8 protein-coding genes are annotated in these 7,242 nt (G+C 64.8%); 1 reads left to right on the forward strand and 7 read right to left on the reverse strand.

The annotated features are described in order from the left end of the window. Positions 1-3: 3 nt before the first annotated feature. Genes GKC28_RS21170 through GKC28_RS21185 form a run of 4 tightly spaced genes read right to left on the reverse strand, consistent with a single transcriptional unit; the run spans position 4 to position 3,338 of the window. Positions 4-1,041 (reverse strand): LLM class flavin-dependent oxidoreductase, encoded by a 1,038-nt coding sequence (locus GKC28_RS21170; RefSeq protein ID WP_174148979.1) that lies wholly within the window; start codon positions 1,039-1,041, stop codon positions 4-6. Next, positions 1,038-1,964: a flavin reductase gene (locus GKC28_RS21175; RefSeq protein WP_174148980.1), complete on the reverse strand. Its 927-nt coding sequence runs from the start codon at positions 1,962-1,964 to the stop codon at positions 1,038-1,040. Before GKC28_RS21175 ends, GKC28_RS21170 begins: the two co-directional genes overlap by 4 nt. Continuing rightward, positions 1,961-2,764 (reverse strand): alpha/beta fold hydrolase, encoded by an 804-nt coding sequence (locus GKC28_RS21180; protein ID WP_174148981.1) that lies wholly within the window; start codon positions 2,762-2,764, stop codon positions 1,961-1,963. Before GKC28_RS21180 ends, GKC28_RS21175 begins: the two co-directional genes overlap by 4 nt. Then, positions 2,736-3,338: an amino acid synthesis family protein gene (locus GKC28_RS21185; protein ID WP_174148982.1), complete on the reverse strand. Its 603-nt coding sequence runs from the start codon at positions 3,336-3,338 to the stop codon at positions 2,736-2,738. Before GKC28_RS21185 ends, GKC28_RS21180 begins: the two co-directional genes overlap by 29 nt. A gap of 107 nt (positions 3,339-3,445) precedes the next feature. Between GKC28_RS21185 and GKC28_RS21190 the strand changes: the two genes are divergently transcribed. Further along, positions 3,446-4,120: a GntR family transcriptional regulator gene (locus GKC28_RS21190; protein ID WP_174148983.1), complete on the forward strand. Its 675-nt coding sequence runs from the start codon at positions 3,446-3,448 to the stop codon at positions 4,118-4,120. An 89-nt stretch (positions 4,121-4,209) separates the two neighbouring features. Here the strand turns inward: GKC28_RS21190 and hutU are convergent, their stop codons facing one another. From hutU to GKC28_RS21205, 3 genes are all read right to left on the reverse strand, one after another. Next, positions 4,210-5,892 (reverse strand): urocanate hydratase, encoded by a 1,683-nt coding sequence (gene hutU / locus GKC28_RS21195; RefSeq protein WP_174148984.1) that lies wholly within the window; start codon positions 5,890-5,892, stop codon positions 4,210-4,212. Beyond that, entirely contained in the window at positions 5,889-6,674 is a 786-nt protein-coding gene (gene hutG, locus GKC28_RS21200) for an N-formylglutamate deformylase (protein ID WP_174148985.1), read from the reverse strand. The genes hutU and hutG overlap by 4 nt, the downstream gene beginning before the upstream one ends. Next, positions 6,671-7,242 (reverse strand): aromatic amino acid lyase (locus tag GKC28_RS21205; protein WP_174148986.1); only part of this gene is annotated, 572 nt, incomplete at its 5' end. The genes hutG and GKC28_RS21205, both read right to left, overlap by 4 nt.

The following is a 7,242-nucleotide window of genomic DNA, read 5'->3' on the forward strand; positions in this document are numbered from 1 at the left end:
CCCTTACTGAAACGCCGGCATGACTTCGGTGATGAACCGCTCAAGCGAGGCTTTCTTGCGCTCGAAACTCATGCTGGAGTCGATCCAGAACGAATACTCATCATAGCCTAGGGCCTCGTATTTCTTCAGCCGCTCGATCACCGCCGCCGGTTCGCCGATCACCAGATCGCGCTCCATCGCCTCGGGCGAGTAGAACGGATGCGCGGCAATCTCCTCGTCGCTCAGCGGGTCGATGAGGCCTTGGCTGATCTCGCGCTGGTTCATGAACCACGCCCCGAAGTAGCAGTAGAACCGGTTCAGTTCCTCGGCCCCGCGTTTCACATCCTCGGCGCTGTCGGCCACATAGGTGTGCTGCAGCAGCATGATCTTGGGCCGCGGCACATCGCTGTGCTTGGCGCAGGCATCGTTGAACTTGCCTATCAGGTCAGCGATTTCCTCGTCGCCTTTCCACAGCGGCGTCACCTGCACGTTGCACCCCTGCGCAACCGCAAATTCGTGGCTGTTCGGGTCGCGCGCCGCCACCCAGATCGGCGGGCCGTCCTGCTGCAGCGGCTTGGGCGAAGAGGTGGTTTTCGGGAAGGAGTGGAACTCCCCCTCCTGCGCGTAATCGCCCTGCCACAGGCCCTGCACCGCCGGGATCAGCTCCCGCATTCGCTGGCCCGCCTCCCAGGCATCCATGCCGGGCATCATCCGCTCGTATTCGAACGAATAGGCGCCCCGGGCGATGCCCAGGTCCAGGCGGCCCTCGGTGATGATGTCGGTCATCGCCGCCTCGCCCGCCAGCCGGATCGGATGCCAGAACGGCGCAATCACCGTCCCCGTCCCCAGACGCACGTTCTTGGTATGCCGCGCCACGTCAATCAGGTTCAGGAACGGGTTCGGCGAGATGGTGAAGTTCATCCCGTGATGTTCGCCGGTCCAGACCGCATGCATACCGCCGTCATCGGCGATTTTGCACAGCTGGATGAACTCGTCATAAAGCCGCTTCTGATCGTCTGCCGCGGAAATCCGCTCCATATGCGCAAAGAGGGAAAATTTCATGCGCCCTTGCTCCCTGTCGCCACGGGGCGGACCTGCCCGGTGGTCTGATTGCCATAATACACCCCGAAATTGCCCATCCGGGATTCACTCGCGAACCGTTCAAGCATGGTGCACATCGCCGCGTCGGCAATGTCCATCAGCGTGGATTGGGTCAGCGGTGTGAAAACCCCCTTGGCCGGTGTGCCGCCGGCCGATTGGCACAGAAACGAGATGTGCTGATGTTCGCGCGCTTTGTCTTCGTAAACGGAATAGATGAACCCCGGCTCCGCCTCGACACCGGTGTCCGCAATCAGCTTGGCGAGCGCGGCTGAGGCGCCCTCCTTGCCGACCCGGATTTCCGGCAGAGTCAGCTTACCCTGATCGTTGCCCATGAGCAGCACCTTGCCCTCATGCTCGATCAAGGCCGAGACGATGAGCTTGGCGCCCTGGCTGAGGGCCTCGGCCTCTGCCGCAGCGGTCACATAGGCGCCGCGGGCGTATCCCAGCCCCGGCGCGGGCGAGGTTTCAAATGCTTCTACCCGGCCGATCAGGATCAGGTGATCACCGGCTTCGACCCGGTTGTGCATGGAGCAGTCGAACCAGGCGGAAACGCCGTCGAACACCGGGCTGCCCTGCGGCCCCTGCTGCCAGCTGACGGCGGCAAAACGGTCCTCGACGGGCCGGGCGAAGGTGTTGGAGACGTCCTTCTGGTCCTCGGCCAGCACATTGACGGCAAAGCCGCCCGCCTGTTCGAACGCCGCGTAGTTGCTGGAGGAGTTGGCAATGCAGACCAGCACCAGCGGCGGGTCCAGCGACACGGAGGTGAAGGAGTTGGCGGTGAAGCCGATGGGGTTGCCGTCCGCATCGTGCGTTGTCACCACGGTGACGCCGGTCATGAAGGTGCCGAATGCGTTTCGCAGGGCGCGCGGGTCGATCTCGCTCATGTCGTCGCTCCTTCCGTGTTCAGCCAGTCGTGCAGGGCCGCGTTGACCGCTGCGGGTGCAGTCAGGTTGACCATATGCCGGTGGCCCTCGATGACAACCGCCCTGCCCTGCGGCGCGGCATCGGCCATGGCCTGCGCCATTGCGGGCGTCGAGTTCGGATCCCCGTCGCCGGTCAGCGCCAGCAGCGGGCAGCGAGTATCGCCGAAACCGTCCGCATAGGTGCTGTCGCCACGGGCAAAGGCGCTGTAAGCGGCGGCATAGCCATCCATGTTCACGCCCGAAAGCCATTCCCCCACCTGCGCCCGTGCTGCCTGGTCGGTCTCGCTCTGCCCGAACCAGCGCGCCAGCGGTGTTTCCAGATCAAAGCTGCCCGCGCGGATTTCCGCGGCACGCGCCTCAACCGCAGCCCGTGCTTCGGCAGAGCGGCGGAACACCCCATTCAGCAGCGCCACCCGGGCCACATTCTCAGGATGGCTGACAGCATAGCCGCCGGCAATCAGCGCGCCCATGGAATGGCCCGCCAGGCTAACCGGCCCTAGATCCAGAGCCTGCAAGACCGCATGCAACCACGCCACGTAACCCGGCAGTTCCGCCCCCTCCGGCAGCGGCGCGCTGCCGCCGTGGCCGGGCATGTCCAGCGCAATCACTTCATGGCTGGCCGACAGGGCCTCGATCTGCGGCCCCCAGGCCGCCGATTGCATGCCGACCCCGTGGATCAGCACCAGCGGCGCCCCCTCCCCTGCCCTGAGGCAGGAGACGGCACCGTAAGGCTCAGACAGCGGCAGGGTTGTCGACGTCATGGCCCAGTTCCTTCAGGTCCTGATAGCGGTCGCCGATGCGGTGATGCGGCCGCCCGCCGATCGAGGCGCCAAGCGCAATCACGATCTCATCCGGGCCCGGCGCATCGGCAACCGACAGCTGGATGGTCAGGTAATGGCTGCGCCGCCCGCCGTCGTTCTTGTCCATCAGCGGGATCTGCAGCGAGGCGTTTGCCGGCCCGCGGGTGTTGGTGAAAGCGAGGTAGGACTTCGCCCCCACCGCCTCTCGGAAATGGTTGCCGAAGCGCAGCGTGTGGATGAGGGCAGAGGCATGCTCCACCTCGCCGTTGACGCCGACAATGGCGGATTTGCCGTAGCCCTCCACCCGGTCGCCGCCGCCAGCGGCCTCCAGGATCATCGCGGTCAGCTTCTCGCCCAGCCCCGGCGCACAGTCGTGGATCGCCGGGCGCAGGTCCTCGACAAAGCCCTGCCCGGCCCAGGGGTTTTTGATCACCGCCACCGCGGCAATCATTTTCAGCGGCGTTTCCGCCGCCTTGCCGCCCTCGATCAGGGTTTCTTCAACATGCAGCAGCGTCTTGCGGATTTCGGCGGGCATGGGCGGGTCTTTCTTGTCTGATTCCAGTTGCCGTATTATGGTATACCATCATACAGTATGTCAATGCAGACTTGTTCCGCCCTGCCCCCGTTGTTATCGGAAGAACTATGACCAACCCCATCATGAGCAAAATCGACCACCAGCCGCAGACCCTGCGCGACATCGTGCAGGAGCGGATGCGCGAGGCGATCATCTCCGGCCAGTTTGCCCCCGGCGAGCGGCTGGTGGAGCGGCCCCTGTGCGACCAGCTTGGCGTCAGCCGCACCGTGGTGCGCGAAACCATCCGGTACCTGGAGGCAGAGGGGCTGGTGGAGATCCTGCCCGGCAAGGGGCCGATTGTGGCGCGGCTTACATGGGCCGACGCGCGGCAGATCTACGACATCCGCCAGATGCTGGAGACCGCCGCCGCCACCGAATGCGCCCGCAACATCACGCCGCAGCTTGCAGAACAGCTGAAGGCGGCGCTGCAGAGCCTGCAAGAGGCCGTGGCCGCAGGCGTGCCCACCCCGATGCTGCGCGCCACGACAGAGTTTTACCGGATCATCTTCGACGGCGCCGGCCACAACGTCGCCTGGGAAATCGCCCAGCGTCTGAACGGCCGCATCAGCCGCTTGCGGGCGGTGACGCTGTCGACCGCGGAGCGCCAGAAACCCGGCCCCGCCCATATGCAGGACATTTGCGAAGCGATTGTGTCAGGGGATGCAAAGGCTGCGCAGGCTGCCATAGAACAGCATCTGAGCGATGCCAAACACACCGCTGAACGGCTGCTGAACGAAAAATAGCCGTTTCCCTGCGAGGGAAACGGCTATGAAAAATCGATTTTTCATGGCAGAAATCCGCGCCGGATTTCTGCCCTTCTCTCGCTCGGACGTCAGCCCAGGATGCCGGGCAGGTTCAACCCGTGCTCGCGCGCGCAGTCCTTGGCGATGTCATACCCCGCATCCGCGTGGCGCATGACGCCGGTGGCCGGGTCGTTCCACAGCACGCGGCCGATACGGCGGTCGGCGTCCTCGGTGCCGTCGCAGCAGATCACCACGCCGGAATGCTGCGAGAAGCCCATGCCCACGCCGCCGCCATGGTGCAGCGACACCCAGGTGGCGCCAGAAGCGGTGTTCAAGAGCGCGTTCAGCAGCGGCCAGTCGGATACCGCGTCGGAGCCGTCCATCATCGCCTCGGTCTCACGGTTCGGGGAGGCCACGGAGCCCGAGTCCAGGTGGTCGCGGCCAATCACCACCGGCGCCGACAATTCGCCAGTGCGGACCATCTCGTTGAAGGCGAGGCCCGCCTTGTGGCGATCACCCAGCCCGATCCAGCAGATCCGCGCAGGCAGGCCCTGGAAGGCGATGCGTTCCTGCGCCATGTCCAGCCAGCGGTGCAGACCCTCGTTCTCCGGGAACAGCTCCTTCATCTTGGCGTCGGTCTTGCGGATGTCCTCCGGATCGCCCGACAGCGCGCACCAGCGGAACGGGCCGATGCCCTTGCAGAACAGCGGGCGGATATAGGCGGGCACAAAACCGGGGAAGTCAAAGGCGTTCTCCAGCCCTTCCTCCAGCGCCATCTGGCGGATGTTGTTACCGTAATCGACCGTGGGCACGCCCATGGCGTGAAAATCACACATCGCCTTTACCTGAACCTTCATCGAGGCGCGGGCGGCCTTCTCAACCGCTTTCTTGTCGCTCTCACGGCGCTCTTTCCATTCGCCCATGGTCCAGCCCAGCGGCAGGTAGCCGTTGACCGGATCATGCGCGGAGGTCTGGTCGGTCACGATGTCAGGACGGATACCGCCTGCTTCGGCGCGTTTCACCAGCTCCGGGAAGATCTCAGCCGCGTTGCCCAGAAGGCCCACGGATTTCGCCTCGCCCGCTTTGGTCCAGCGCTCGATCATCTCCAGCGCTTCGTCCAGGGTTTCGGCCTTCTCGTCCAGGTATTTGGTGCGCAGGCGGAAGTCGATGCTGTCGGGGTTGCACTCCACCGCGAGGCAGCAGGCACCGGCGAATACAGCAGCCAGCGGCTGCGCGCCGCCCATGCCACCAAGACCGCCGGTCAGGATCCACTTGCCCTTCAGGTCACCGCCGTAATGCTGGCGACCGGCCTCGGCAAAGGTCTCGTAGGTGCCCTGTACGATGCCCTGCGTGCCGATATAGATCCAGGAGCCGGCCGTCATCTGGCCGTACATCATCAGGCCCTTCTTATCGAGCTCGTTGAAGTGGTCCCAGTTGGCCCAATGCGGCACCAGGTTGGAGTTGGCGATCAGTACGCGGGGCGCGTCCTTGTGGGTCTGGAACACGCCAACCGGCTTGCCGGACTGCACCATCAGGGTCTGGTCTTCTTCCAGGTTCTTCAGGTTTTCGACGATCAGGTCGAAATCCTTCCAGGTGCGCGCGGCGCGGCCGATGCCGCCGTAGACCACCAGCTCATGCGGGTTTTCCGCGACGTCGGGATGCAGGTTGTTCATCATCATCCGCATCGGTGCCTCAGTGAGCCAGGACTTGGCGGTGATTTCTGGGCCGGTGGGCGGGAAGATGTCGCGGGTGTTCTTGCGGGGATCGCTCATGCCGAGGGCCTCCAGTTTTTGAGATCAGTAAGAATGTTGGTGAGATGGGCGCGCAAAGCATCTGCGCGCTCCGGCAGATAGGTCCAGGGGGGGCTTTCCTGGCAGTAGGTCGCCTGCGCCAGTTCCATCTGGATGGCGTGCAGGCCGTCCGCAGGGCGCCCGTAATAGCGGGTGGTCCAGCCGCCCTTGAAACGGCCGTTGAGGGTGGAGGTATAGCCCTCCGCCGCCGCGCAATGGGCCACGGTCAGCGCCTCAATCGACGCGTCACAGGTTTCACCCATGTTGGTGCCCACGTTGAAATCCGGCAGGCGGCCTTCGAACAGGAACGGAATGTCACCGCGGATCGAGTGGCAGTCGTAGAGGATGGCAAAGCCGTAGATCGCCTTCACCCGCTGCATCTCCGCCTCCAGCGCCGCGTGATAGGGTGCATGATAAGCGTCGCGGCGGCGGGTGATTTCCGCCTCATCCGGCTCCTTGCCCTCCTGCCAGATCGGCAGCCCGTCAAAATCCGTGAGCGGCACCAAAGTGGTGGTGTTTTGCCCGGGATAGAGACTGATTCCGGAGGGATCGCGGTTCACGTCAATCACATAGCGGTGGACCGGCGTACGCACGGTTGTAATGTCCTCCACCAGCCCGGAATACAGGTCGTGGATATGCCAGTCTGTGTCCGCCAGCGCCCTGCCCGTCTCGTTCAGGCAGTCCCAGATTTCCGGCGGCACATCGGTGCCGGTGTGGGGCAGGCCCAGCACCAGCGGGGATGCGCCTTGAGTGACTTCGATCATGCCGAGACCTCCACGCCCGCGGCATCCGCAACCCGTCCCGCGCGGACCATGGCGCTTGCGGCCTCAATGTCGGGCGCGAGGTAACGGTCCTCCGCCAGTGCCGGGATCTCCTCGCGCAGCATCATCAGCACATCCTGCAGGCGGGCCGAGGTTTTCAGCGGCGCCCGCGCCTCCACCCCCTGCGCGGCGCAGAGCATCTCGACGCCGAGGATCACCGAGAGGTTGGCGGTCATCTTCGACAGCCGCAGCGCGCCGTGGGCCGCCATCGACACGTGGTCCTCCTGGTTGGCCGAGGTGGGCGTCGAGTCGGTGACGCAGGGGTTGGCGAGGTGCTTGTTCTCGCTCATCAGCGCGGCGGTGGTGACTTCGGCGATCATGAAGCCCGAGTTCAGCCCCGGATCGGGCGTCAGGAACGGCGGCAGGTCGTGGCTCAGGGTCGGATCCACCATCAGCGCCACCCGGCGCTGCGCGATGGCACCGATCTCGGCCACGGCGAGCGCGATCTGGTCGGCGGCAAAGCCCACGTATTCCGCATGGAAGTTGCCGCCGGAGACGATGCGGCCTTCAT

It is taken from the genome of Leisingera sp. ANG59 (assembly GCF_013317235.1).
Lineage (GTDB): Bacteria > Pseudomonadota > Alphaproteobacteria > Rhodobacterales > Rhodobacteraceae > Leisingera.